We start from the raw sequence: 24,018 nt of genomic DNA, 5'->3' as shown, positions 1-24,018 counted from the left end.
CCATTGCAGGCGTGATGCCATCGCCGCATTGTTCAGCGCTAATACTCCGATTCCGGGCGTTCCTTGCCGCTGTCGAGGTCGGCGTCCGGATCGACGGTCATCTCGTCGGTCACGAACGTAGCGGCGATGGTCTTTGATTTGCAAAAAGCACCGAGCACGTCGATGACTTCCGCATACGGAACCGCAAGCGACTCAGGCTTTCCCTCGGCGCTCAACTCGAATCGATCTCCGAGAAAACGAACCAACTCCGCGACGTTCAGCGGCCCGTCCAGCTTCGGAGATGTCTGTCCGTTGGCGCGGTTCTTATATATGACGGAAAGCTTTTCGTCCTTCGCCTGCGCCGTGATGAGCAGGTGAAGGAAGCGATCGTCGTTGCGGTACTGCAGGTCGGGAAAAATCGCCGGCGGATCGCAGCGCATCTGACGGCCGAAAAGGGCTATGCGCGGCGAACCCAGCCGCTGCACATAGACCAGAAACGGCCCCCCGCTGTCCAGCACGTCGAGGACCGCGTTGTCCCGGTCCAGGACGTACGACTCTACTGTCGGGGTCGCATGGCGTCGGATTGCCAGATACGCGCGGATGCGAATGTCGGTGTCAGTGTCATCCAGGATCTTTCTCAGCACCTCGCCGGCAGCGGACATGTCCGTGGCGTAGCCGAGTTCGTCAATCGCCTGCACCCGATAGGGACTCTTGAGGTTCTGTGCGTGTCGACCGACGGTCCGCATTCCTTCCTTGTCGCCGAGTCGAAGACCTGTACGACCGGCGAAGAAGCTGATCTCGGGCGACTCGGTCGCATAATGCTTGCGAATATGCGGTAGCGCGAGCTTGCCAATGGCCTCCCAGGCCAGGCCGATGGTCTCGTACTCGGCATCGGAATCGGTGATCTCCTCGCCCAGCTCCCGGGCGCGCTGCTCCAGGAACGGCGTACTGCCGTTGATCGTCGTATGCATGATCCGCTCGAGGAAGATGCGCTTTCGGTCGTCGGATTCGTCGGGAATCTTCAGATCGAGGGAACCGGCGCTCATGGCGTCGGCAATTGGGTCAACGACTGAGTAGCGGCTGTTGATCCGATTCTCGATCTGCTGTGCGACGCTGTAGCGAGGGTCGGTGAGCATCAGGCGTATCTTCCGCGGCTCCCTGACGATGCCGCCGCCGAGGACCATCCCCTTGCGCAGGTCAACATTCGACGTCGGCCGTCCGGCGCGGTCGAAGGGACTGACGAACACCGGCCCATCGGCGCGGGCGAGTATCTTGCCCTCGATGATTCCCTGCGGTGTCTCGGCGAAGAGCTTCAGGTCGCACAGCACGAGGCGGCCGCCGACGAGCGACTTGGCCTGGGCACCCATCGCGTCGATGACCACGTCGAAGCGGTCGCCCTTCTTCGCTCCCGGCTTGATCCAACCTGAGACGGCGACGATCGCGGAGTCCTTGCTGCCGAGGATGTCTCCGGCGGGCATGCCCGGCTCGCCGATCTCCTGCATCCGGCGGATTTCCTTGACGAGGTAGTCCTTTACGACCTTGGGCCCATCGGCGCCGCCGGAATCGACGAGACCGGTGACGAGGCCGTATCCGTTGACGCGGAGCAGTCGCAGGCCGTCAATCGTGACGAGTTGGCCGATGGTGCCCTGGAGACCCTTGCCGCGCGAGTCCATGACCGGCGCGGGGGCGGGCTGCTCGCCCTTTTCTTCCCACTGCGACCAGAACTGGTTCCATTCTTCCTTGTCGCCGCATCCGGCGGATGCCATCGACGCGAGAAGGATCGACACCCCCAACAGGAGAGAATTGATTCGACGGAATGAACGAGGACGCATGGGCGGGCAACTCCAATCGCACGGGGGTTCCGACTTAGGATTTATCGGCATTTGCATCGGGCGTGCGGCCGGTGGGAATGTTCTAACTATAGGAGCGGCATCGCCGTTAAGTGCCGATCCCGCAATCCTGACTGATTATTCAGGAATCAGATGTCGAAGTCCAGCCCGGGCCCAGCGACGAGTCGCTGCTTGGGCGGGCGGACGGTCAGTTCCGGCGGTGAGGTCGTCACGGTGCATCCGGCCGGGACGCTCGACGTCAGGAAGGTGGAGCCGCCGATGGTGCAGCCCTCGCCGAGGATGGTGTCGCCGCCCAGGATGATGGCGTTGGCGTAAATGGTGACGTTGTTGCGAACCGTCGGGTGGCGCTTGTAGCCGCGGACCATTCGGCCGCGCTCATCCTTGAGGAAGGACAGGGCGCCGAGCGTGACGCCCTGATAGATCTTCACGTTGTCGCCGATTTCCGTGGTCTCGCCGATGACGACGCCGGTGCCGTGATCGATGAAGAAGCTGCGGCCCATCTTCGCGCCGGGGTGGATGTCGATGCCGGTCTGCTTATGGGCCCATTCCGACATGGTTCGCGGCAGGACGGGCATCTGCATTTCATAGAGCTCATGGGCGTAGCGATAGACGGTGATGGCCAGGAGTCCGGGATAGGCGAGGATCACTTCGTCGGTATTGGCCGAAGCGGGATCGCCGTCGTAGGCGGCCTGAACGTCATAGGCGAGAACGTCGCGAACAGCCGGGATCTGTCCAAGGAAGGCCAGGGTCAGTTCGCGCGCCTTGGCGTCGAAGGGCAGGGCCTGGCCGGTGGGTCCGTTGGGGTCGTAGTTACCGCTGACTTCGTTTGCGTGGCACAGCGAGCGGAACATCTGCAGGTAGAGCTTTTGGGCGAGGCGCGGCAGCAGGTCGCCGACGTGGTAGCGGACATTCTTCGTCGATAGATTCTGCCGGCCGAAGTAGCCGGGATAGGACACTTCCAGGAGCATCTCGATGATCTCGACGATCTCACTGTGGCTGGGGAGGTATCCCCGATCGATGTGCCGCGTGCGCGGATCGGAGGCGTAGTTCGCGACGATCCGATCGACGAGGTCCTGCAACTGGTTGTCGAGGTCGAATTCACCGATCATGCGTCGATTATACACCTCCCCTCGGACGCGGACCATTTGGCCTGACAACGCCCGATATGCCTTTCGGATGCACTGCGCCAACGGCGTCTGGACGAGGAATTTTCTGGAAAAGCCAAGGTGACATACGGTGACACAGGCCTTGCGGGAATTGTGCCAACACAAGTGGCGGGCATGTGTTGGGGCCGGGCGAGATTTTGGTGAAAAATGATGAAAAGGGGCCATGGGGTCGAGGGGGCAAGGGGTCGAGGGGAATGCAATGGCAGCGACACCGACTGAGATGGACGGTCTGCCGAGAATGTGACAGAGATCGGACGATTCTGGTACCGCTTGCTGACGGGCGCGGCTCGGATCGGGAGCGGCGGCACGCGCGTAAGTCGTGCAAAATCGAAGGTGACATAAGGTGACACAAGCCTCTCGGAAATCGTGCCAACACATGTGGCGGGCACGAGTTGGGGCGACGCGAGTTTCAGGTAGTTTTTCTGTGAAACAGGCCTGACATTCAGAGTATGGCTGGATGGGGTTTGTTTCGTGAGTTTTGCCATAACACAGGCCGCCTTCGTGGAGATATTCTTGCTCCGCGTTCGCGCCTTTTGGAACGGTACGGCATACTTCCGAGGACCATCAGGCGGTGAAAGAACGGCCAGATGTTTTGAGAGAGAGACAAACAACGACTCACGCCACGAACGCTTCCGGACCATCGTCCGAGGCCCCATCGCACGCCTCTTGTCAGGTGTGGAACTTCTGTCACGCCATCCAGGCCAAGATAATCCTCGATCCCTTCCTGAGCAGCGGCGTTGCCGTCACGAAAGCTATGCGATTCGCCGGCATTGAGCGCGATCCGTTCTAAATTGCGCCTTGCGGCGGATCGCCGAGGCCAGCCCGAAACCCGCCTGAAGACCACTGTTGGCCGATAATTCGCCCAGTGGTTCTTGCAGTGTGAGTAGTGTCATGTTTTTTATCAAGAAAACTTGACATATCGACCGACATTACCTATTCTTAGAACATGGACAGCAAGGCCGCATCCCTGACCGGCCGCACCGCCACGCTCATTCGCAAGCGAATTGAGAAGGGCGGCGAACGCCTATGGCGACTTGACGACTTTCGCGACCTCTCCCCCATGGCAGCAGCACAGGCGCTTTCGCGCTTGGCGAGGCAAGGAGCCATCGAGCGGGTCAGCAAGGGTATCTACTATCGATCCCGGAAGTCGGCTTTCGGCAGGAGCCGTCCGAATCCCGCTGCCATCCGCAAGCTGGCAACAAGCCGCAAGACTGTGTTCCCTTCCGGCATCGCCGCCGCGAGTCACCTGGGATTCACGACGCAGAACCCGCGACGCGCCGAACTCGCCACCACCGCGCTGAGCCTTCCCCGAAAGCTTTTCGGCGAGGATGCGCTCATTCACACGCGCCGACCCGAGGCGTGGTCGCGGCTTTCCGCGACCGACGCGGCAATTCTTGACTTCCTGCGCAGCGGTGGCAAAACGGGTGAGCTATCGGCGAAGGAGACCATCGAACGGATGCGAACGCTGCTATCAGAACCCGGCCGATACGCGGGGCTAATCGCCATTGCGGACACCGAGCCACCGCGGGTGCGCGCAATACTCGGCGCGTGTGGCGAAATGCTTCGCCGACCTGATAAGGAACTTAATCGCCTGAGAAAATCGCTGAACCCGTTTTCGCGTTTTGATTTCGGGATCTTCGCGACGATGCCAACCGCGAAGAACTGGCAGGCCAAGGGCACGCGCTGATATGCGGCTATTCGAGCATCCGGACTTCGAGCAGGCCATCCTCCAGGCGGCGGAACATTTCCGCGCCCGTGGCCTGCGCCCGGCCTTCATCGAAAAGGATTATTACGTCACCGAGGCGCTCCGCGCCGTCGCCGAAGCGGCCGGCGACAAGATCATTTTCAAAGGCGGCACAAGCATTTCCAAAGGCTGGAACCTAATCGAGCGATTCTCGGAAGACATCGACATCTTTCTCGACCCAGAGGCGTTCACGCCGCCGCTGGGCAAGAACGGTATCGACCGCGAACTGAAAACACTGCGCGACGCAGTCAAGCGACATAAGGCATTTACGTACATCAACCCGGACAAGCCGACAACAATCGGAGGCTTCGGCCGAAACGACGCGTTCTCGTACGCTCAAAGATTCGGCGGACCGGGCGAAGTCCCCAACCGAATCCTGCTGGAGGCCGGAGCGGCCAGCGGAAGGGAACCGACCGAGATCGTACAGATTTGTTCATACTTGGCCCAGTTCCTCAAGGAGACAAACCACACGCTGGGAGCCGAGGACGAGCAGCCGTTCTCGATGCGACTCCTTCACTTCCGGCGCACGTTTGTCGAGAAGATGTTTACCATTCACGCCAAGGTCGAAATCTATAAGCGCGACGGCCGACCTATCGGCACTTATGCCCGGCACTACTACGACCTGTACCAACTTGCCGGACAGCCTCAGGTTCGCGCCATGCTCGAATCCGAGGAGTACGCGAGGATCAAGAGCGATTACGACCGAATCAGCAGGGCGCACTTTGAACGCGACTATCTTCCGCCTGAGGGCATGAGCTTCGCCATGAGCGATGCGCTGTACCCGACCGGCGACTTGCTTGCCGCGATCCGCAGGGACTACGAGGCGCAATGCCGAGTCCTTTGCTTCGGAAGTAGCCCGTCGTGGGACGACGTACAGGGGCGCTTCGCCGAATTGCAATCACTTCTTTAAGCTGCCGTTACCTCAGTTTGCCTGACCACCGTCGCAATCGGGCATTCGGCCGAGGAAATACCTTGACTCTTGATGCGACTTTGTCGGTATTCCGTCGTAACGGCTCATTCACATCGAAAGCCTCCAGCAATCGATCATCGCGCATATGCAGTTCCCAAGTGGTTTACCGGCAAAACACTGTCGAGCTGTGACGATCCTGATTGCGCCCATTTCGGAAAACAATACGCCCGGATGCCCCGTGCAATGTGCGTCGGGAAATCGTTATGCTATTCCGGCACGGCGTCTATTCGGCATTTGGATGAGCGTCTTTTCGGCCGTGCGGGAATCGGGTCACACTCCATGAGCGATCGGCTTTGCAGAATGCAGATGATGATCGCTTTGCCATACGGTGTCGTGGGGGTGTTCTACTTTTCTTTTGGACTCTGTCAGGATTTCAAGCTTTCCAAAGACAGTCTTCAATTCGCATGCCTTATGGGAACCCTATTTGCAAGCCTGACTGTGCTCAGCGTTTGGAGACGATACGTCCACTGGTCCGGGCTACGCGTATCTTCGACTGTTGCCTTGTCACTTTTAATGATCGGTCAAGTTGTCGTTTGGAAGCCGATTTGGTCAACGACGCAGTGCGCAGTCGAGGAATATCAAAAGTTCGGTCAGTCGGGTTCCTGCCTTGGTCTTTGGATGGGAAGCTGCGCACTGGTCTGGTGGGCGGAATACTTCGCCAGGACTTGGCGGCAGAAGGACGTCTTCTCGAATAGGAGGCATCGAATGAATCTGGATAGCGCCCGTCTCATGATTGCGTGGTCACTCGCATTTCTCCTTCCCGGCTTCTTTTTTCTGAGCTGGGCCGGTCTGGAAATCTTCACGTCACTATCAGAGGAAACCGAGGCATTCATTTGCTACGCAGTTTGTGCCCTCATGGCGATCGGAACTTGGCTAACGCTCTGGCGCAAACGAATAGCATGGGAACTCAAGACTGTTGTGTCGACGGCTGCGCTGGTCCTGATCTTTCTGCTTTCTTCCGCGACTGTGCTTCTGCCGAGAAATCCTGTCTCACTTCCCGGCCCCAACCCCGTGCTCTACACAACGATTCGATGGACATTTCCCTTGCTCGCCGCCGCACTGTGGTTCGCCGGCACCGCATGGCTGTGGCGTTCCGATCGCATCGACCTTCCGGCCGGACTGGCGTCAGAGAGCGATCTATCTAGATTCGTTCGATGCGGCAGTTGCGGATACAGCCTCGTCGGCCTGCGCGAGGTCCGGTGCCCCGAGTGCGGGTGGGCATCGACCGTTGATGAGGCGGTTCGCCGGGGATTGGCCGAGTTCATTGAGCTGCGCGGGACCGCCGTCATGTCGTGCAGTGCCGCATCCTGATCGGATTTTACGCGGTTCATGCTTTCGAATGATTGAGCGGATAGGGAGTCGCTGGCCCGCTTCCTTACGGGCGCGGCTCGGATCGGATCGGATCGGATCGGAAATTGCCGGGGAATGGCCGAGTACATCGAACTGCGCGGGGCCTCCGCGACGTAGCAGAAGGGGGTTTCTTTCGCGGGGCGTCCGAAGCGTGTATAAGGACCGCATCGGCCGCGCAGCTTGCGAGGCCCCGGTTGGCTCATAAGTACACGCACGCGATGGACTTTCAATCACTCGGCAATACCAGCGTCGTCGGCCTTCAATGGGGCGATGAGGGCAAGGGGAAAATCGTCGATCTGCTCACCGAGCACTTCGACGTTGTCGTCCGTTATGCCGGCGGGGCCAACGCCGGGCACACCGTACGGATCGGCGACGAGAAATTCGCCCTGCACCTGATTCCCAGCGGCATGCTGCGGCCGAATGTGCTCAACATCATCGGGCCCGGCGTCGCCGTGGACCTGGACATCCTGCTGCACGAGATCGACGGGCTTCGCCGGCGCGGCGTGCATGTCGGCGAGAATCTGCGCGTGTCCCGCCGGGCGCATCTGGTCATGCCCTACCACAAGAAGCAGGACCGCCTCGGTGAGGCGCGGCTCAGCGATGAACGGAAGATCGGCACGACGGCCAAGGGGATCGGTCCCTGCTATGCCGACAAGATGCTGCGAACGTCGGCGCTACGCGTCGGGGACCTTTACTATCCCGAGGACTTTCGAGAAAAAGTCGAGGCCATCGTCACGGATCGCAACACGGTGTTTGCCGCCCTTTACGGCGACAAAGATGCGCTGGCCCCCCACCAGATCGCCGAACAGTGGCTGGGCTTCGCCCATTTGATCGCGCCGCACGTCAGCGACACGACTCTCCTGCTGCACGACGCGATTTCCGAGGGCAAGCGCATTCTCTTCGAAGGCGCACAGGGCAGCCTGCTGGACATCACGCACGGGACCTTTCCCTATGTGACCAGCAGCACCTGCACAGCCGCCGGCGCGGCCCCGGGTGCCGGTGTCGCCCCGTCGGCGATCAACAGTTACGTCGGCGTCGTGAAGGCTTATTCCACGCGCGTCGGCAGCGGGCCGTTTCCCTCGGAGCAGGACAACGCCACCGGCGATCTCATCCGCGAGCGGGGCCACGAATACGGCACCACCACCGGCCGGCCGCGGCGCTGCGGCTGGTTTGACGCATTTGCCACGAGGTACAGCGTACGACTCGGCGGGATGACGCAGGTCGCGGTCATGCACCTCGACACGCTCAGCACGCTCCCCGAGCTGAAGATCTGCACGGGCTATCGCCACGAGGGCGAGATGCTGCGGATTTTCCCCGCGGATATTCGCGTCCTTGAAAGCGTGGAGCCGATCTTCGAGACGTTCCCAGGTTGGCCGGGCGAAATCGCCGGAAGCACCCAGTTCGATCAGTTACCCGAAGCGGCGAAGAACTATCTCGATCGCCTCGAAGAGCTGCTCGGGGTGCCGATCACGCTGGTGAGCACAGGCCCGCAGCGCGACGCAACACTGCACCGAGAGTCGAAGATTCGATCGTACCTGTCGCACCTCCGGTCGCCGGGAAAGGTCGGTGGCTGATGCCGTGGGTGGAGCCGATTGACCCGCAGGTCGCCCTGGGCGTTCCGCGCGAGCGCGTGCCGAATCACATCGCCATCATCATGGACGGCAACGGCCGCTGGGCGAAGCGGCGCGATCTGCCGCGCATTCGCGGACACGAGGCCGGCGCTGACAAGGTGCAGGAGATCGTCCGGCGCTGTTCGCGGCTGGGTGTCGGGTATCTGACGCTTTACTCCTTCAGCACGGAGAACTGGAACCGCCCCCCGTCGGAAGTCGCGCACCTGATGCGGCTGTACGTCGAGTACCTCATCAAGGAGCGGGCCGAGATCATGGAGAACGGCGTGCGGCTGGTGCAGGTCGGTCGGCGAAAGGGCCTGCCGGATGACGTGCTGCACGAACTCGACGAGACGATGCGCATGTCGGCGGGCAACCCCGGCATGACCTTGTGCCTGGCGCTGAACTACAGCGGCCGGGCGGAGCTTACCGACGCGGTGCAGGACATCGCCGTTCGCGTGAAGTCGGGCAAGCTTTCGCCGGAGGAGATCACCGAGGGCACCATCACCGATTCGCTCTACACCGCTGGCATTCCCGACCCGGACCTGCTCATCCGTACGGCGGGCGAGATGCGGATCAGCAATTTTCTGCTTTGGCAGATCAGTTACGCGGAGCTGTTTGTGACCGAGACGTGCTGGCCCGACTTTGGCGCCGACGAACTGGACAGGGCCATCAAGGATTACGCAGGCAGAGACCGCCGCTTCGGCCGGGTTTGAGTTTTAGGCCCTACGATTGCTTCTCAAATTCATCGAGAAGCTGCTGATAGAGCGATGGGGCCGCTCGAAAAGTTGAAGCCTTAAGTTTTGTCAGCACGGTGGGCAGGTCGAGCAACCGTTGTCTTGCCGCGTCACGAATCACGGCCAAAGTACCGGCAACCTTAAGTCCAAGCGAGGCGGCAATCTGTCGCCCATCGCGATCATCCATCAGCAATCGATCGGCATGTACTTCTTGGGCAAGCGAAATCGCCGCGGCTTCGCCCAAATCCAACTGAAGTGCCGAGTCGATTCTTGCGGGGCTTCGCACATCAAGCCAATTTGGTGGAGATGCGGCCCAACTGCGGACCCGCTCCGGGGCACTCTCTGAAAGGAGCTCATCTAGAACCTGAGTTGGAATGAGAATACGGCCGTAGAGCCTGGGAAGTAATCCGTCGGCTTCAACAAGAATCAGATAATTTACGGGAGACGTATCCGCGACAATCAGCATGATTGACGCGCCGCCTTAAGGGCTTCACTTTCATTAACGACGTCTTCGAAGGTCTGATCGAGGTAGACGCCTCGTGCATGCAGCAACTCATCGAGCCGGAAACGATCAAGCCCGAGAATATTTGCCAGCCGGTGACGACTGATCACATTACGCCGGTATAGTTCAATGGCAAGAGACTGCCTGGCTACTTCGTCGAGATTGCTGATCTGACCACGAATGCACTCTTCGATTTCGTCGGGTAAGTCGAATCTGACGGTCATGGCTGCACGTCCAACCTGGAAACCAAGAATATCCTAAAACCTGTATCATCACATGCTAGCAAGGGTCGATGAGTCAAGTCAATCGTGACGTGATTTCACGTGTCGGATCGCGGATATGCCCTGTTTCCTTGCGAGTCCGCGGAGGCGCTCGCCTTGATCCGCGTGCCTCCATAGAATCTCCGACATGTTTCCAACAGTTGATGAACAACTATCGCTATTGATGCGCGGCTGCGAGGCTGTGTACACGGAGAAAGAGCTGCGCAAGCGTCTTGAGAAGAGCCGCGAGGCGAAGAGGCCGCTGCGCATCAAGCTGGGCATGGACCCCACCGCGCCGGATATTCACCTGGGCCACTCCGTCGTCCTGCGCAAGATGCGGCAGTTTCAGGACTGCGGCCACAAGGCCGTGCTGATCATCGGCGACTATACCGCGCGTATCGGCGACCCCACGGGCAAGACGAAGGCCCGGCCGACCCTCGACGAGGCGACGATTAAGCAGAACGCCGAGACGTATTTTCAGCAGGCGGGCCATGTCCTCGATACGCGGCCGGAGAAGCTGGAGATTCGCTACAACAGCGAGTGGCTGGCGAAGCTCACGTTTGCCGACGTTTTGCGGCTGACCAGTCACATGACGGTGCAGCAGATGCTCCAGCGCGAGAACTTCAAGCTGCGCATTTTGGACGAGACGCCGATCATCGTGACCGAGATGATGTACCCGCTGATGCAGGCGTACGACTCGGTCATGATCGACGCTGATGTTGAGCTCGGCGGGACCGATCAGACTTTCAACAATCTGTGCGGTCGCGATCTGATGGAGAAGCACGGCAAGCCGCCGCAGCTCGTGGTCATCATGCCCATCCTCCGCGGCCTCGACGGCGTGGAGAAGATGAGTAAGAGCCTCGGCAACTACGTCGGCCTCACCGACACGCCCAAGGACATGTTCGGCAAGACGATGAGCATTGCGGATTCGCTTATGAAGGAGTGGTACACGCTGCTGACCACGCTGCCGGACACGGAGATCGAGACGATCACCGACGCGACAAAGACGCACCCGCGCGAGGCCAAGGTCCGCCTCGCCAAGCAGGTCGTCGCCACCTACTACGACGCGGCGGCGGCTGATCGCGAAGAAAAACTGTGGGAAGAGGTATTTCGCGACGGCGGCCTGCGGGATGACATCCCGACCATTCAAGTGCCTGTCGCCGAGTGTGAGGCCGACGGCACGATTGGGCTGCCGAAGCTGATGAAGCTGCTGGACCTCGCCCCCTCGACCAGCGAAGCCCGGCGTTTGATCCAGGGCGGCGGCGTCAGCGTCGATCGGCAAAAGCAGACCGATCCGCAGGCGAAGATCACGCCGACGGATGGCATGCTGATTCAAGTCGGAAAGAGAAAGGCCGCGCGAATCGCGCGGCCTTGAAGATTCTTTAGTTTGCTAAGAAACCCGCCGAACTCAGCGAGGGTTGACCTGAACGATGGGCGGCACCACGTCTTCGACGATCTCGCCTGCCTCCTGGAGCAGGTCGCGGGCCCGCATGATCGAGCCTTCGAGCTGACGGACTTCAACATCCGACGGCGGCCGACCGGAGTTGAGCAGGTCGGCGCGCTTTTCGATCATGTCTTCCATCTTGATGCGGATGGTGGCGTAGATCATGTTTTCCGCCTGGGCCCGACGGGCGGCGTCGTCCTCGATGGTCAGCGGCTTCTGCGCTTCCCATTCCGGCTTGGCCTCGGGGGCGGAGGCCGTCTTGACGGCGGGCGCCGGCTGGGCGGGAGGGGCGCTCGCGGTCGCTGAATCGTTGACATTGGTCTGGGCAGGCGTCGCAGTTGTGGACGCTTGCGGGGTCGCGGCGGCGTCCGTGGTGGACTCGGTTGACGAACCACCGTCCTGACTGCAGCCCGCTGTGACCAATGCGGAGCTGACCACAAGGACCCATGCGAACATCTGGTTTTTCGTGACGCAAAGCTTCATGCGTGTTCCTCAAATTCCATGGCGAATGTTGTTATTTATCGGTGGACCGGGCTACCGCCGATCACTACTTTTCGCCGCCGCTGTCCGCGGTAACACCGGGTGAGCCGGCGGATCCCGGCGCGGCTGCGCTCTCGTCGGGCTTTTTCCAGTCGGCGCCTTCGGGCCGGGTTACTTCAATCTTTGAAGCGATGAGCTTGACCTCGCTGGATGACTTGTCGCGGTATCCGTAGACCGTGACCTTGTCGCCTTGCACGACGTCTTCAAGCTTGTGACTTCGGCCGTTGATCCAGACTTCGGCATCGGGCTGGACACTGCCCGTGAGCGTTATTTCCTGGCCCTCGGGGTTGACGTAAATCATGGAGACGCTGTTGTTCTTCAGATCGATCGTCTTGGCGACGCCGACGATCGTCTTCATTTTCGGCGCTTTCTTGCTGTCGTCTCCGCAGCCGGAGAGAAGAACAAACACGAGGCTGCAGAGCAGCGCCGAGGTCAGTCGAAACCGAACTTGATTCATTTGCATGTCGAATTCCCGATCCATCCGCCAGGGCATAGCGGCCAACTAAGGCCGCAGCCAACCGGCAAACCCGATACTGTAGTCCCTTCCCGGCGTTCGATCAACCGCCCCGGGCCGATGGGGACGTTTACAACTTAAGCGATGAGCAATACTTGCACCAGCCAAGTTGACAGTTGCCGAATTCGCCGGACCATGCGGTGCGTGATGACAGACACCACGCCAGTCGAGCCCGATCCGGCGGTTGCCGAGCCCGGCCCGATTCGGACCTCCAGCCTTGGGCGATTGTGGTTCGGATTCGCGGTGGCACAGGCGATGCTCGTGTGCCTGTGCCCGCTTCTGGCGCGGCTGATCTGGCTGCCGTTTTACTTCGGACTGTTTTTCTTTCTGGTCGGCGGGCTACTGGTCGGCGCGGCGACGTTTCGGCTTGCCCGACCGATTCGACCGATCGGCAGGGGGCCGCTTCTCGGCGGGGCGCTCGTTGTCGGCGTCGTGACGTTTGCGATCGCGACGGGCTTTGAATGCCGGCACTTCGCGAACACCGTCTCCGACCCGCCGAAGTTCGCGACGGCCCGCAATGCCGTGGTGCGCGCCGGCGGTTCGCTGCGGGAGTTCGAAGGCCGCGCCGCGGACGCATTCATTCGAGAGATTACGACGAAGTACGCGAGCATCGGGCCGCTCGCTTACGCGCTGTGGACCATCAAGTCCGGCAAGATGACGCTCGTCGTGGACGGGCAGTCGGAAACCATCTCGACCGATCATGCCGGGTGGGCGTGGCTGGTGCGGGCCCTGGCGGAGATTCTTCTTCTCGCAGGCGGACTGTGGTCGAGCATTGAGTCGCTGCGCTCGCCGACGCCGGTGAGCAACCTGATCGGTCCCGGCGAGGAATACGAAGAGTAGGGGCAACGTCAGGTGAGTCGGACGGCAACCATGGTGATATCGTCCGTCTGTGGATGATTGCGAACGAACTGCTTAATGGCGCGGCGCACGCGGAGAATGATCTCGTCGGGGGCTTCGGATCGGCAGGTGGCAAGTTGCTCCGCCAATCTGGGTTCGCCGAACTGCTCGCCGGTGGGGTTCTCGGCGTCCGGAACGCCGTCGGTGTAGAGCAGCAGCGTCAACGGCGTTCTTGAGCAGTCGATCGTCGCCGCCTGATACGGTTCGTCCGGTTCGATCCCGAGCGGCAGCCTGGCATCATCCACGAGAATGCGCTCTACCGTCTCGCCGCGAATGATGTAGGGCCCCATGTGGCCCGCATTGACGTAGGTGAACTTTCCCTTCGCAGGGTCGAGCAGACCGAATATCCCGGTAATGAACTTTGAGTCACGAACGTTTCGGCAGATCAGCTTGTTGAGCCCGACGATCGTCTTCACGAGATCGGCGTCCTGCATCATGGTGACGTGGACCGCGGCCTGAAGGTTGGCCATGAGCATTGCGGCCGGAGGTCCCTTGCCGGAAACGTCGGCGACGACAATGGCGATGAGCCCGTCGGGTCGAACGAAGAAGTCGTAGTAATCGCCGGACACTCTTTGCCCGGGATCGTTCAACGCGTCGATGGAAACGTTCGGCAGGCGCAGCGGCTCGGACGGGAACAACTGGGACTGAATCTCGCGAGCGAGTTGAAGCTGGGTCTCGATGCGCTGGCGCTGCTTCATTTCATCGACCAGCCGGACATTGGCCAGCCCCATCGCGCCGAGCCGGCCGAGTGCGGCGAAGAAGTCGATGTCCTCCTTGGTATAGCCGCCGGCACTCGTGACGCGGTCGCCGTACAGCACGCCGCGAACGCCCTGGAGATACTCCATCGGAACGCACATCGCCGAGCGAATCTGGCTGGCGATCATGCTCGCGGTCGGGTCGAAATCGGCGCCGGCGGTGTCGGTGATGAGGATGCGCTCGCCGTTATGCAGCGTGCGATCGATGATGCTGCGGGACAGACGGATTTCCGCGTCCGCCTCGCCGCGGAGGTTGCGGATGAGCACCCACTGGGGCGGCTGAGACGCTTCGCCTGACCAGACGGCGGCCCCGGCCCGCTCGAATCGCAGGTGATCGACGCAGATGTCGATCAACTCGCTGAGCAGTTCGTCACGCTCGAAAATACCGGTCAGGCGTTCGTTAAGTTCGTAGAGAGATTCGAGCCGGCGCTGAGCCAGAGTGACTCGTTCTTCACGTCCCCACACATTGGTGCTGGCGAATTCGGCGTCCTGGCGATTTTCCTGAAGCACGACCGATGGGCAGTCCGGGATGGACAGGCGAATCTCACAGCCGCCGATGCCGATCCGATCGAAATTCTTGACCGGGCTCTGAGTGATGGCCCGCTCGTTGAGCAGGGTGCCGTTCTTGCTCTGAAGATCCTGAATCCACATCGCCCCGCGATGATCGCGATACAGCCGGGCATGCCTGCGTGACGCCACCGCGTCGTCCAGGCAGACCTCACACCCGGCGTCGCGGCCGATGAGCCACTCGTCACCATTGAGGGGGACCGAAACGGTTCGGCCGTCGCCATAGCGGATTTGGAGTTGGGTCATGGGAACCGTTCTCCGTCAGGCAGACGCCAGGATTGATGCGGCGAGTCCGTCCAACTCGCGGACTTCGGGGACAAAGATTGACCACTGCCGTCCAATGACACATGGGTCATGATACAGTCGCCGTGTCGGCACCCAAAGTGGGCGCGACGACGCCCTTTGTTAAGCTCAAATTCAGTCACGCACCCTCGACAGCGATCGTAACTTATTGACAAACCTAACAATCGCGTGAGACTCCAGTTATGGGACGGAATGGTCCGATGTAGAGGTAGTGAGGTTCGGCATGGCGGCGACTCGCGCCCGGGCCGCGCAAAATCGGCCGGGCGGATCACTGTTGACGGGGAAGTTATCCTTGTCGCCGCGATCGCTTTGACCCAGAGAGATCAGAAAGCCTGCGCATGAATCCGCTGCTGTGCGAACGATGCGGTCGAAATCTTGAATCCGACGACGCCATCTCGATCATCGAGGGTGTCTGTTGTGCGTGTCGCCGCGCATCGGCCGACGCCCGAACGGGACGCCTGGCCGCCGGCGCCCCGCGCACCCCGCCTCCGGCCACGCCGCCCAGGCCGCGCCCTCATATGCTTACAGGTCAGGCGGCGATTCCTCCCCGACAACCCGTGAATCCGCCGCGCCCGACGATCGTGACGCCGATGGCCTCCGTGGAGCCCGGCGCAACTCATCGAACGCGCGCCCGGCGGCGCGATCTGCTGATCGGCGTGGCCTTCGGGATGATCCTGACCGTCGGCGCCACCGGTTTCATGATGTGGAAGAACTCGGAGCCAATCCAGCTTCGCCGGGCTGGCTCGGCCGAGCCGGTGCCGGTTCGCGTGACGGTCAAGCCCACCTGGGCGGAAGTAAAGCTCGATGAGAAGCCGATCGAATCGCCGGAAACAGACGGCGTCCTCAGTTTCACCATCCCGGCGGAGGGCGATGAGCTGCATTGGCTCAGCGTCTCTGCCGACGGGTATCACGCGGTGCGAAGGCCGCTCACGGTTTACGGGGGCGTCGGCGAATTGACCATCGAGTTGATCCGTAAGCCGATCAGCGTCTCGCTCAAGACGAATCCTCCCGCCGCAGACGTCTGGATCGACAACCAGCTCAGAGGCACCACGCCCGTTGAATTGACGCTGCTTCCCTGGGAGAAGACGAAGGTCACGCTCAAGCGGCCCGGCTACGCGTCGTTCACCCAGGAAATCATTCCTCCGGAGCGCGGCAGCAAGCTCGACCTGGAATTCCCCCTGGTGCCGAACGAATCGATGCTCCATGTTGCCTCCGATCCCCTCGGCGCTATCATCGCCGTGAATGGCCGCGTGGTGGGCGCTGCCCCGATCGATGTGCCGCTGGATTCGGCGAAGCAGGGCGACAAACTTTCCATCAGCGCCACCCTGGCCGGTTACGCCCAAGCAACGACGCAATTCGTCGTGCCCGGCGACGTGGGCAATGAGCCGCTCAGCACATTGTTGAAACTAACTCGTCCCAAGGCCGAACTGAGCATCGTGACCGTGCCTCCCGGCGCGGAGATTCGGCTCGATGGCCGGCCGATCGGGCGGGCACCCATCGTCGCCCCCTTTACGCCCGAAGAAATCGGCAACCGGGTGGTGGTTGAAGGCGTCATCCCCGGCACGCATGTCGGGAAAATGAGCGTCCAGGTTCCGCCGGCAGGTGAGCAGCAACAAGTCGTCCTGACTCTTGCGCCGTCCGGCAAGCGCGTCACCTACGTCGTCCTCTCCCCGACCGGAATCGGCACCGATCACGTCCTTTTGATGGACCATCTGGTCGAACAGATTCATCGCATGGAGCCGTCACAACGATTTGACATTCTGATCTGTACGTCGGACGGCGTTCGTCAGTGGCCGGATGACGGGGCCTTTGTGGCCGCATCGAGCGCGGAGAAGATTCGCGCCTACGATGTCGCCCGGTCGATACGGCCCTCTGGTAACGGACCGATCAACGATGTTGTGCCGGTGATTCGCCGCCTCCAACCGGACATCGTATGGCTCTTTGCCGCGGGGGAACTGACCCGCGAGGCGCTGGACCCCATCGCCGAGGCAGTCCGCGAGAATCGGGCGGTCATCAACATGGTCAAGGTGGAGGCGTCAGGTGACGAAGGTTGGCTTCGCCAGTGGACGCGGCTTCACGACGGCGTTGTGAGCTTCATCGGACCCGCCGTGACACGATCGGTCGCGCGAGATTCATCAGCGATCGACTGAGCCGCGAACCTGGGCCCGTCCTTAGTCCCGCCGCATCTGACTTTGTTCTTGACGACAACGGGGGGCCGATCTAGAGTCCGCACCAACACTTATCAAAGTCGGCACATCCGGTGCGACCGAAAGGATGCGACCATGTCCACGGATCACCGCTCCAGACGATTACCACGCCTCGTTATCGCCTTCGGCCTCTGCGCTTGCTGGCTACCAGGTTGCGGCGACCCGGTGTCTGATACAAAGCCGACCGGCGAGACTCTCAATAACCAATTCGGCGTCCGCGTCGATCGCAGCGAGAACGGCGCGGCACTGCAGGCTCCGGGTGGGCAGGACTCCGATTCGATCATCCCGCAGCGCGAGTTCGCCTTCAGCGTCGTCGGCTCCGCCCCGGTCTCAACAACCATTCTCAGTCCCGAGGGCCGGTCGGCCGCAAGCCAGGCGGCGATCATCGAGGCCCTGGGCTCCGCGATTCGCGAGACACGCAAGGCCCGCGGCCGCTCGACGACCGACTTCACCGCGAAGATCGGCGATCGTCTGACATTCACACAGAAGACCGACGGCGACTCGCGCGAGAGCACGGTTTGCCTGACGTATCGAGGCGTTGAAAACACGATCGTTGTCCGCGACGGCGTTCTTCGACAGCCGCCGGTCGATTTTCGGTTGATTCGGCAGCTTTTCGCGGAGACGAATGGCGAATTCTCCCTCCTGGGAACCGATCGCACGTCGCCCGACGGGATTGTGCTGGCGACCGTCGGCTGCTACGTGCCCGCCGGTTTCAGCGACGAACTCACCCCGCAAAACGTTGCTCAAGGCTCGTTGGAAGAGCCCTAATCAATCGGGATTCCTGCCGCAGTGCCCCGGTCCAAAGCTGCCACCCATGAGGACGTGTTTCCGCGCCCGCGCCATGCGCGCCGCGAGCGCGGCGATTTGTCGATCCCCAGGTCGGTGAGATTGACGGTCGATCTTTCGGACTCGTCGTTGCGCCGTCGCGCGACGGCGCTGATCAGGCAGACTCTTTCAACTCGCGGCGGACTCCGCTGCACCGCTTCAACCGGGAAACGGCAATCGACAAGCGTCCGCCTCATCATAGAGAAAGCACCCAGGCATCCCAGCGAGCAATACTATCGCCTGGAGATTCGCCCCGGACTGATCCGCATCGCGATCGCCGGCGAGGCGTCGCTGCGATGGGCATTGGCGACGTTGATGCAACTGCTTACTTCGGGATGTCGGCGCATCGCCGCGATGACCATCGAGGACTGGCCCGATTTTTCCGTGCGCGGGGTCATGCTCGACGTGAGCCGCGACAAGGTGCCGAGGCTGGCCGAGTTGTTTCGGCTGATCGACCACTTCGCCGACTGGAAGATCAACCAGCTTCAGCTTTACATGGAGCATGTGTTCGCCTACCGCGGACATAAGGAAGTCTGGCGCGATGCATCGCCTTTCACGCCCTCGGAAATCCGCAGCATTGACCGGCGATGTCGCCAACTCGGCATTGAGCTGGTGCCCAATCAGAACTCCTTCGGCCACATGGAGCGATGGCTCAAGCACCCGCGTTATGCGCCGCTTGCCGAGACGGACAAACCGTGGAAGACGCCGTGGGGCACGACACGCGACGATCCCACGACGCTGTGCCCCCAGGACCGGCGATCGATCCGGCTTGTCGCGGAGATGTACGATCAACTGTTGCCGAATTTCGGCAGCCGGCTGCTCAATGTCGGCTGCGATGAGACCTGGGAGCTTGGCCAGGGGCGCAGCAAGGCGGCGTGCGCGCGATTGGGCAATGGCCGCGTCTATCTCGAGTACCTGCTGAAGGTTTATCGTGAAGTCCGGCGGCGCGATCATCGGATGATGTTCTGGGCGGACATCATCATGCAGCACCCCTCGTTGATCCGGCGATTGCCGAAGGACTCGGTCGTACTGATCTGGGGCTATGAGGCCGATCATCCCTTTGCCGAAGAGTGCCGAAGCGTGCGCTCGACGGGCCTGGAGTTTTACGTTTGTCCCGGCACGTCGAGTTGGTGCAGTTTCGCCGGGCGCACCACCAACAGCAGCCAGAACCTGCGCGAGGCGGCGGTGCAGGGCCAGGCCTTCGGGGCGACCGGCTACCTGATGACCGACTGGGGCGACTATGGGCATCGGCAGTATGCGCCGGCGAGCTACGGTCCGCTGCTCTATGGCGCCGGCCTGGCATGGTGCAGGGCTTCCAACGACAAGATCGATGTGGCCGTTGAAGTTGATCGAACGGTTCTAAGCGACCCGGCCTGCGGGCTTGCCAAGCTGTGGGCTCAAGCCGGCGATGCTTACCTCGCGACCGGCGTGACGCTCAAGAACCGCACGGTGCTGTTTGGCGTCATGGAAAAGCAACTCGACGAGGTGGGCACGATCCCCGGCCTGACCGTCGCCGGGTTGCGAAAGGCCCAGGCGCGCATCACAAGCATCCAGCGGGCATCGAAGCGCATCAAGTGCAAGTCGGCCGAGTCGAAGGCGGCGATGGCGGAATTGAAACTCACGCTCCGCGTGCTCGCTCATGCCTGTCGGCGCGGCATATCGGCACTGAACCAGAAAAGGAAAAGCCTCAGCGGAAAGCTGACGGCTGAGCTGGCGAAAGACATGCGAGAGATTATCGCGGAGCATCGACGCTTGTGGCTGGTAAGGAACCGACCGGGGGGACTGCGATCGAGTGTGGGCTATTACCTGGACCTGCTCAATGAGTATGAGAGGCTGGGAGCGAAGGGGCCGACGACTTCATCGAGGCGAAGGCGATCAGCAGTCGTTCGTCGAAGTCGGCCTGCACGGTCCTGATCGCACCGACCATCAGTCGAAGCTTGTTGATATCCACGTCGCCGCAGCAGACATACGACGTCGCGCCGCGATTCCAGGCGAGGACCGAAAGCGAGCGGCCACCCGATGCAGACGGCACTTCAAACTGGCGATAGGGCCCGTCGCTGGTGACATCGCCGCCGGGGATCGGTTCGAACTGATCGGATCGGGGCGTCACAAAGAAAGAAATTCGGCCGGTAGTGGCGGAGGCATAGACAACGTGACCGCCTTCGACGGAACCGACCTCGCTGGGCGAGCAGTAGTTGGCCGACTCAAACCTGTAGTCATAAGCGGACAAGTCGGGATATGAGACGGCCAAACGGTTGTCGAAGTGGGCGGCGACCGCGGACTCAACTTCACCGAGACTGCCGGGTAGCGCCGGGTTCTGGTGCGCTTTGCCGCGGGCCGTGCATTGGCGGTGGACCTTGGCCACGAGCTGCGCGCCGGCGGCGCCGCGCGCGCTGGGGCCCGCGAAGGGCATCTCGGGCACTGGGTTCGTCGTGGGCTGAAAATCTCGAAGGTAAACCACGGCGGAAAACAGAATCGCCGCGGCCACACCGACAAAGGCAACGGCCGAACGCCAGTTTCGACGGCCGGCGCCGCGAGCGAAAGCGGGCTTGGAACCGGCCATGAGCGACTCCTGAACCCGGGCGGCAATGTGCGCCGGGACGCTGATCGAACGAAGGTCCTTCCCGATAGCCTTGCGAAGCTGTTGATGCTCGTCGACCCGGCGGCTGCACGAGGGGCACATCTTCAGGTGATCGAGCACCTCGCAATTCGCCCTTACGCCGAGCTGGCCGTCGGCGAACGCATGCAGAAATTTTTGAACGCTCTTGCAATTCATGGTTCGACTTTCGATGACCTGCCAAGACCGCGACGCGTCGCGTAATCCGCCAACTGCTCGTTCAACTGCTGCCTTGCGCGATGAAGCCGGCTCATCACCGTACCGATCGCACAATCGAGCACCTGTGCGATCTCCTTGTAGCTCATGTCGCCCAAGGCCCAGAGCAGCATGACTGCCCGATACTCCGGCGGCAGTCGCTCGACGGCACGCTTCAATTCCTCGTCAAATCCTTCCCAACTCATGACCTCCGGCGTCAGGGCCGAGATCTCAGCCCCGATATCCGCAGGGAAATCATCCAGGCCCAAATCCGCCAGAAGCGTCGGCGAACGAGCGGCGTCGTGTCGGCTGTTGAAGTATGCATTGTGCAGAATCTTCAAGAGCCAGGGCTTCGCCCCGTACTCGCGCAACTCAAACGAATCGAATCCCCGATGGGCACGAAGGAACGTCTCCTGAACGAGGTCCTCCGCCTGATGGGCATTACCGCACAACTTGAACGCCAGGCGGTAAACAAGGTCCAAGTGGCAGAGGATCAACTCCCTGAATCGCTCGCCAACCGGGTCGGTCATTGGACTCCTCCCCGGCAGACCACCTTCCGGGAACCCGACACGCCTTCTTAAATCGAGCTAACGTTCACATTTATTCCCGAAAAAGCCGCTTTGCCGCAGAGCATCCCGGCCCCCGAAAACGCATAACCCGAGTATTTTCGGGCCATTATATCACGGCGGGAGGGGGATCAATCGGCCTCGGTCGGCAAAGGCGGGCCGCTCGCCACAGGGGGCACGCCCTCGGGTCGCCCCTTCGGATGCACCGCTCGGCGGCGGTCCATCAGAAACGTCGTTCGAGCCATCAGTTCGGGGGGCAGGAGCTTCTGAAGTGCGGCCTTGGCCTCCCGGATGCCGGTCCGCCGAGACACATGCTGAAGGAGTATGTGCTCGTTATTCATTCTCCCCAGGATTCGGGCCACGTCCTTCACATGCAGGTGATACCCTTCGCGGGCCCTTCGGACATGATCCGCCTCGAAGAACGACGCCTCCAGCAGCAGAACCTTTGCGTTCCGCACCATCTCCAAATCCTGCCAGGCGCCTTCCGCCGTGTCGCCGCAATAGGCGATGAGCGGAACTTCGACCTGGTGTTCGATCTGTACGCCCTTTTTCTTGAGCGCGACCAGTTCAGGCCCGGCAAGCCCCATGAACTCCGCCTTGAGCTTGTGGCGAACGTCGAGAATGCAGAATCCCAGCGCGGCAACTCTGTGATTTACATTGAACGCAGCGGCGATGAGACCTCGGCGAAGCTCGTACCGGTCGCCGTCCGCCATTCCAACGATTTTCGCCGGGGATTCATGCCCTTCTATCCTTCCCCAGACACGCAGCAGGTCCTTGATGGGGTCAACGAGCGCATGCGGCGTCAGGACGCATCCGGGGCTGTTCCCGACGAAGTTTCGCTGACTGAAGTAATACGCGAGTCCGGCGGAGTGATCCATGTGGCCGTGAGACAGCAGGACATGGTCGATGGCGAGAATCTCTGCAGGCGCTTTGCCGACGTCGAAGCAGACGTTGAGCTCCGGCGCGGCAACGACGGTCTCTTCTCCGGCAACGCTGTATCCGAGAATCCTGATGTCGCCGAGTTGATGTTCGACCAGTCGTCCTGCCACAGTCGATGCTCCGTGCCGAGTTGCGCGATCCATCAGAACGCGAGACTGGCCAATTCACAATCCGAAACGCGCAAGGCGGAAGAGTCTAATGCAGAAGCCGGGGCGCGCGATAGGCCCCGAAACGGCAAATTCCGCTTGACACCCAATTTATAGAGTCGTATCTTCCGCCACTATACAAGATGTTGGGGAGTGGGCTCCCGACAGCCGTGGCAGAAAAATGCAATGCCCGTACTGCAAAGAACTCCGCTCGGACAAGGTCATCGATTCTCGGGCGACCGAGGGCGGCACGGTGATTCGTCGCCGTCGACAATGTCTGGCCTGCAACAAGCGGTACACCACCTATGAGCGCGTCGAAGAGACCAACAAACTTCTCGTCATTAAAAAAGATGGCACGCGGGTTCCCTACGATCGAAGCAAACTTCTCGGAGGACTGCAACGAGCCTGCTGGAAGCGACCCATATCCAGCGAAGGGATCGAAGCGATCATCAACGACGTGGAGGAGGAAGTCTTCCGCACGTTTGATCGCGAGGTGCCCAGCCGGTATCTCGGCCAGGCTATTTCAGTTCGGCTCCGCAAGTGCGACAAGATCGCCTATCTCCGCTTCGCCAGCCTGTACCACGAGTTTCAACTCGTCGATGACTTCATCGAGGAAGCAAAAAATATTCTGGACCGCGACAAGCACGACGTCGCCGGCCAGCAGGAATTGTTTAATGAATTACCATCGAGCGACGAATAGCACCATTGTTGTGCGCAAACGAGACGGCACGAACGAGTCCTTCGTTATTTCCAAGCTCCTCAACTGCATTCAAAACGGCCTGACCGCCGGTGGCGAAACCTGCGGTCTGAACCTCACGGCTGCCGGCGGCCTTGCCGAGGCCGTTTTCGAGTATCTGCAGAGTTCCTATTCCGCTTCGCCGGTGCCCAGCAGGCATCTGGCCGAGTTGGTCGAGCTCGTCCTGTGCGAAACGGGGCACGCGTCAGCCAGCATGGCCATTCGCCAACATGCGGCACATCGCGAGTTCTGCCGTCGGCGCATTTTGGTCGCAACACCCCGGCCTTCCGACGGCCGGTTCGCCCAGCGCCGCTGGAACAAATCGCTGCTTGTGCAGCACTTTCGAAGATGTCATCAACTCGATGCGCCGACCGCCCGAATGATGGCCGGCCGGGTTGAGGAACTAGTCTTTAACTGTGGGCTGCGAGTGGTCACCACGGGGTTCGTCCGCGAAGCGGCCCGAAGCGAACTACTCGCCTGGGGGCTTATGCCCGGCGCCCTCGTCGTCAAGCGCAGCTACAGCCCGCGCGGACCTGGAAGCATCAAGGAGTCCTGACCGAGAATTGCTGACAATTGAAAAGCCCGCGCCGCTTGCGGCGCGA

The 24,018-nt window shown here is 61.1% G+C and carries 22 protein-coding genes; 12 read left to right on the top strand and 10 right to left on the bottom strand.

What is annotated here, in order from left to right; all coding sequences use genetic code 11:
* Nucleotides 1-38 precede the first annotated feature (38 nt).
* Nucleotides 39-1,811, bottom strand: a complete 1,773-nt coding sequence (locus tag HS101_13480; protein MBE7507276.1) for a flagellar basal body P-ring protein FlgI — start codon at nucleotides 1,809-1,811, stop codon at nucleotides 39-41.
* A gap of 146 nt (nucleotides 1,812-1,957) precedes the next feature.
* Complete coding sequence (locus tag HS101_13475) at nucleotides 1,958-2,938, bottom strand: serine acetyltransferase (GenBank protein ID MBE7507275.1); 981 nt, start codon at nucleotides 2,936-2,938, stop codon at nucleotides 1,958-1,960.
* Between the two features lie 1,003 nt (nucleotides 2,939-3,941).
* Here HS101_13475 and HS101_13470 point away from each other — a divergent pair.
* From HS101_13470 to HS101_13450, 5 genes are all read left to right on the top strand, one after another.
* The gene (locus tag HS101_13470) at nucleotides 3,942-4,682 is read left to right on the top strand and encodes a type IV toxin-antitoxin system AbiEi family antitoxin domain-containing protein (protein MBE7507274.1); all 741 of its coding nucleotides are present in this window, start codon (nucleotides 3,942-3,944) and stop codon (nucleotides 4,680-4,682) included.
* A 1-nt stretch (nucleotide 4,683) separates the two neighbouring features.
* Complete coding sequence (locus HS101_13465; GenBank protein ID MBE7507273.1) at nucleotides 4,684-5,649, top strand: nucleotidyl transferase AbiEii/AbiGii toxin family protein; 966 nt, start codon at nucleotides 4,684-4,686, stop codon at nucleotides 5,647-5,649.
* Between the two features lie 765 nt (nucleotides 5,650-6,414).
* Nucleotides 6,415-7,020, top strand: a complete 606-nt coding sequence (locus tag HS101_13460; GenBank protein ID MBE7507272.1) for a hypothetical protein — start codon at nucleotides 6,415-6,417, stop codon at nucleotides 7,018-7,020.
* A gap of 257 nt (nucleotides 7,021-7,277) precedes the next feature.
* A complete protein-coding gene (locus tag HS101_13455) occupies nucleotides 7,278-8,633 on the top strand; it encodes an adenylosuccinate synthase (GenBank protein MBE7507271.1) in 1,356 nt (451 codons plus the stop codon).
* Nucleotides 8,633-9,382: an isoprenyl transferase gene (locus tag HS101_13450; GenBank protein MBE7507270.1), complete on the top strand. Its 750-nt coding sequence runs from the start codon at nucleotides 8,633-8,635 to the stop codon at nucleotides 9,380-9,382. Before HS101_13455 ends, HS101_13450 begins: the two co-directional genes overlap by 1 nt.
* Nucleotides 9,383-9,392: 10 nt before the next feature.
* On the opposite strand, the gene HS101_13445 is transcribed toward HS101_13450, so the two are convergent.
* Together HS101_13445 and HS101_13440 are read right to left on the bottom strand one after the other, a co-directional pair.
* A complete protein-coding gene (locus HS101_13445; protein MBE7507269.1) occupies nucleotides 9,393-9,869 on the bottom strand; it encodes a DUF3368 domain-containing protein in 477 nt (158 codons plus the stop codon).
* Nucleotides 9,863-10,129, bottom strand: a complete 267-nt coding sequence (locus HS101_13440) for a UPF0175 family protein (protein MBE7507268.1) — start codon at nucleotides 10,127-10,129, stop codon at nucleotides 9,863-9,865. Before HS101_13440 ends, HS101_13445 begins: the two co-directional genes overlap by 7 nt.
* A 184-nt stretch (nucleotides 10,130-10,313) precedes the next feature.
* Here HS101_13440 and HS101_13435 point away from each other — a divergent pair, with 184 nt between their 5' ends.
* Nucleotides 10,314-11,540, top strand: a complete 1,227-nt coding sequence (locus HS101_13435) for a tyrosine--tRNA ligase (GenBank protein MBE7507267.1) — start codon at nucleotides 10,314-10,316, stop codon at nucleotides 11,538-11,540.
* Nucleotides 11,541-11,573: 33 nt separating this feature from the next.
* On the opposite strand, the gene HS101_13430 is transcribed toward HS101_13435, so the two are convergent.
* On the bottom strand, nucleotides 11,574-12,092 hold the full coding sequence (locus tag HS101_13430; GenBank protein MBE7507266.1) for a hypothetical protein: 519 nt from the start codon (nucleotides 12,090-12,092) through the stop codon (nucleotides 11,574-11,576).
* A gap of 64 nt (nucleotides 12,093-12,156) precedes the next feature.
* Nucleotides 12,157-12,612, bottom strand: a complete 456-nt coding sequence (locus tag HS101_13425) for a hypothetical protein (protein ID MBE7507265.1) — start codon at nucleotides 12,610-12,612, stop codon at nucleotides 12,157-12,159.
* A gap of 198 nt (nucleotides 12,613-12,810) precedes the next feature.
* On the opposite strand from HS101_13425, the gene HS101_13420 reads away from it, so the two are divergent.
* Entirely contained in the window at nucleotides 12,811-13,503 is a 693-nt protein-coding gene (locus HS101_13420; protein MBE7507264.1) for a hypothetical protein, read from the top strand.
* Nucleotides 13,504-13,511: 8 nt separating this feature from the next.
* Here the strand turns inward: HS101_13420 and HS101_13415 are convergent, their stop codons facing one another.
* Entirely contained in the window at nucleotides 13,512-15,128 is a 1,617-nt protein-coding gene (locus HS101_13415) for a SpoIIE family protein phosphatase (protein ID MBE7507263.1), read from the bottom strand.
* 395 nt (nucleotides 15,129-15,523) lie between these two features.
* Here HS101_13415 and HS101_13410 point away from each other — a divergent pair, with 395 nt between their 5' ends.
* From HS101_13410 to HS101_13400, 3 genes are all read left to right on the top strand, one after another.
* The gene (locus tag HS101_13410) at nucleotides 15,524-17,335 is read left to right on the top strand and encodes a PEGA domain-containing protein (protein ID MBE7507262.1); all 1,812 of its coding nucleotides are present in this window, start codon (nucleotides 15,524-15,526) and stop codon (nucleotides 17,333-17,335) included.
* 132 nt (nucleotides 17,336-17,467) lie between these two features.
* Nucleotides 17,468-18,160: a hypothetical protein gene (locus tag HS101_13405; protein ID MBE7507261.1), complete on the top strand. Its 693-nt coding sequence runs from the start codon at nucleotides 17,468-17,470 to the stop codon at nucleotides 18,158-18,160.
* 21 nt (nucleotides 18,161-18,181) lie between these two features.
* Nucleotides 18,182-20,131, top strand: coding sequence for a family 20 glycosylhydrolase (locus HS101_13400; protein ID MBE7507260.1), 1,950 nt, complete (start codon nucleotides 18,182-18,184; stop codon nucleotides 20,129-20,131).
* Here HS101_13400 and HS101_13395 read toward each other — a convergent pair.
* The 3 genes from HS101_13395 to HS101_13385 all read right to left on the bottom strand — a co-directional run bounded on the left by HS101_13395 (nucleotide 20,034) and on the right by HS101_13385 (nucleotide 22,644).
* A complete protein-coding gene (locus tag HS101_13395; GenBank protein ID MBE7507259.1) occupies nucleotides 20,034-20,993 on the bottom strand; it encodes a zf-HC2 domain-containing protein in 960 nt (319 codons plus the stop codon). The genes HS101_13400 and HS101_13395 overlap by 98 nt on opposite strands.
* On the bottom strand, nucleotides 20,990-21,559 hold the full coding sequence (locus tag HS101_13390; protein MBE7507258.1) for a sigma-70 family RNA polymerase sigma factor: 570 nt from the start codon (nucleotides 21,557-21,559) through the stop codon (nucleotides 20,990-20,992). Before HS101_13390 ends, HS101_13395 begins: the two co-directional genes overlap by 4 nt.
* Before the next feature lie 167 nt (nucleotides 21,560-21,726).
* Nucleotides 21,727-22,644, bottom strand: a complete 918-nt coding sequence (locus HS101_13385; GenBank protein MBE7507257.1) for an MBL fold metallo-hydrolase — start codon at nucleotides 22,642-22,644, stop codon at nucleotides 21,727-21,729.
* Nucleotides 22,645-22,861: 217 nt separating this feature from the next.
* Between HS101_13385 and nrdR the strand changes: the two genes are divergently transcribed.
* Together nrdR and HS101_13375 are read left to right on the top strand one after the other, a co-directional pair.
* On the top strand, nucleotides 22,862-23,380 hold the full coding sequence (gene nrdR / locus HS101_13380) for a transcriptional repressor NrdR (GenBank protein MBE7507256.1): 519 nt from the start codon (nucleotides 22,862-22,864) through the stop codon (nucleotides 23,378-23,380).
* On the top strand, nucleotides 23,355-23,972 hold the full coding sequence (locus HS101_13375) for a hypothetical protein (GenBank protein ID MBE7507255.1): 618 nt from the start codon (nucleotides 23,355-23,357) through the stop codon (nucleotides 23,970-23,972). The genes nrdR and HS101_13375 overlap by 26 nt, the downstream gene beginning before the upstream one ends.
* Nucleotides 23,973-24,018 lie beyond the last annotated feature (46 nt).

Source organism: Planctomycetia bacterium (assembly GCA_015075745.1).
GTDB lineage: Bacteria > Planctomycetota > Phycisphaerae > UBA1845 > UTPLA1 > UTPLA1.
The sequence above is the reverse complement of the archived record's forward strand: the minus strand, read 5'-3'. Positions and strand labels throughout refer to the sequence as shown.